This window comes from Kitasatospora sp. NPDC004240, from assembly GCF_053603215.1.
Map to the genome: position 1 here is coordinate 1 of NZ_JBSGFD010000438.1, position 1,649 is coordinate 1,649.

1 protein-coding gene is annotated in these 1,649 nt (G+C 73.2%); it reads right to left on the bottom strand.

Annotation, left to right across the window (positions count from 1 at the left end; translation table 11 throughout):
• Window positions 1-136: 136 nt before the first annotated feature.
• A partial coding sequence (locus ACWEQL_RS42360) for a D-alanyl-D-alanine carboxypeptidase family protein (protein ID WP_452156951.1) occupies window positions 137-1,649 on the bottom strand: 1,513 nt, incomplete at its 5' end.

The window sequence follows — 1,649 nt, forward strand, 5'->3', positions numbered from 1 at the left end:
GCCCGCCCCCCGCCCGGGGGGCGTGCCAACAGCTAATGATGCCTCCCGCCGCGGGGGCGGGGGGGGGGGGGGGGGCGGGCCCCCCCCCCCCCCCCCGTCCGCAGTCCGTCAGTAGCGGTCCGTCGGTCGCGGCCCGTCAGAGCAGACGGGTCAGCCGGGAGGCGATGGACGGCGGGTTGAGGTCGGTCTGCAGGACGACCGGGACCTCCACCCGGCCCTCGCCCTGGCCGGCCCGGAGGACGCCGACCTGGGTGCCGGCCTTGGCGGTGTGGTTGGTGATCTTCACCGGGTCCAGGACGAGGGTGGCGGTGATGCCGGGGAACCCGGCGACCGTCACGTCCTTGGCGGCGATGACCGGCACCTTGCCGCCGAGCCCGTCGTCGACGTGGCCGACGACGTCGCCCTGCTTGGCCGGGGTCTGGCCGGTGAGGCCGTTCTGCGCGGCCGCGATCTGCTTGGCGCTGACGTTCTGCACGACCTTGAGGATGCCCTCGGTGGCGGTCGCGGGCTGGCCCATGGTGACGCCGAGGATCATGCGCTTGACGCCGCCGACGTCCTTGACCGCCGCCCACATCAGGCAGCCGCCCGCCGGGGTGCTGGAGCCGGTCTTGACGCCGAGGATGCCGTTCTTGGCGGAGATCAGGGTGTTGGTGTTGAAGACCTTCTGGCCGTTGAAGGTGGTGTCCGGGGTCGAGACGATCTGGCGGAAGATCTCGTTCTGCATCACCTGGCCGGCCAGCTTCAGCTGGTCCTTGGCGGTGCTCTTGGTGTCGGAGTTGAAGCCGGCCGGGTCTGCGTAGACGGTGTTGGTCATGCCGAGCTTGGCGGCGGTCTCGTTCATCTTCTTCACGAACGCCTCCTCCGAGCCGGAGTCCCAGCGGGCGAGCAGGCGGGCCACGTTGTTGGCCGACGGCAGCATCAGCATCTCCAGCGCCTCGTACTGGGTGAGCTGCTGGCCCTCGGTCAGGGTGACCTTGGACTCGTCGACGTTGTTGGACTCCTGGGCGGCCTGCTTGTCCACGGTGAGCTTCGGGCCCGGCTCGCCCTTCTTCAGTGGGTGGGCCTGGAGGATCAGGTAGGCGTTCATCACCTTGGTGACGCTGGCGATCGGGGCCGGCGTCTCCGGGCCGGAGCTGCCCAGGCTGCCGACGCCGACGACCTCGGCGGCGGACTGCCCCTTGGCAGGCCAGGCCAGGTCGAGCGGGGCGCCGGTGAACTCGTAGCGGCCCTGCGCGGTCATCCGCACCTGGGTGTCGGGCAGCGGGCGCAGCAGCTGCGCGGTCACGGCGGCACCGAGGATCACGCCCAGGAAGACGGTCCAGATGGTGATCCGCTTGAGCGCGCGCCGCAGCGGCGAGACCGGACGGGCGTTGAGCGCCGCCAGGACCTCCATCGCCTCCGAGGTCGACTCGGGGGCGACCGGCCCCGCGGCGGGGGCCGGCTCCGGTACGGGCATCGGCTTGGTGGCCGGCAGCGGCGCCCGGGTGGACAGCGGTTCCGTGGTGGCCTGCGGGTCCGAGGCCGCCGGGGCCGCCGGGGGCGCCGGGGGCGCCGGGGGCGCCGGTACGGGCAGCGGCTTCGGCGCGGGCAGCGGCGGTGCGGGCGGAACCGGCCGCGGGTCGGGCTCGGGAAGCGGCTTCGGCGCGGGA